The sequence below is a fragment of the Streptomyces sp. MK7 genome (assembly GCF_032658145.1).
Taxonomy (GTDB): domain Bacteria; phylum Actinomycetota; class Actinomycetes; order Streptomycetales; family Streptomycetaceae; genus Streptomyces; species Streptomyces spiralis.
Genome location: NZ_JAVACL010000145.1, coordinates 1 through 548, shown reverse-complemented (window position 1 = coordinate 548; position 548 = coordinate 1). Strand labels below are relative to the sequence as shown.

Annotated in this window: 1 pseudogene; it reads left to right on the top strand. The window is 68.8% G+C overall.

What is annotated here, in order from left to right:
- Nucleotides 1–304: 304 nt before the first annotated feature.
- Nucleotides 305–548: pseudogene (locus R2S09_RS40215) on the top strand (hypothetical protein); the annotation flags it as partial.

Below are 548 nucleotides of genomic sequence, written 5' to 3'. Positions count from 1 at the left end.
GCCTGGATGTCAAGGAGCGACGCGCCGGAAGTTCCCACCGCCCGGGACCACGGGAGGGTGAGGAGCCGTCAGAAGATCACCTCGACGGACCAATAGTCAGTCAATCAGCTGAGTACCGAGATCTCTTGACGCCACATCAGTTCGCCGGTGAGCCGCGTACCGGCCCCCGGCGTACCCCGAACGGCCCCCTCCCACCAGCACCCCCCATACGCCCGAAATGACAGCTTGAAAGGGCATCAGTACGTTCGATCACACCGGCCGCACAGCCGGACACCCTCCGATTCCGAGATCAGGAAACAGCACCATGACCATGACCCGCTCCCACGCGATCACCGCGGGCATCGCGGCCGCCGCGGCCCTGGCCGCGACCGGCATCACCTACGCCACCGCCGCCCCCGCACCCCAGGCCGCCCAGGCCGCCCCGGCCGCCGCCGTCCAGCAAGCCCCCGCCCAGGCCCCCATGGGCGGCGAGGGCGGAAACAACAACAACAGCAAGGGCAACGAAGGCAACAACAACCACGAGGAGCACGGCGAGCGCGGCGGCCACC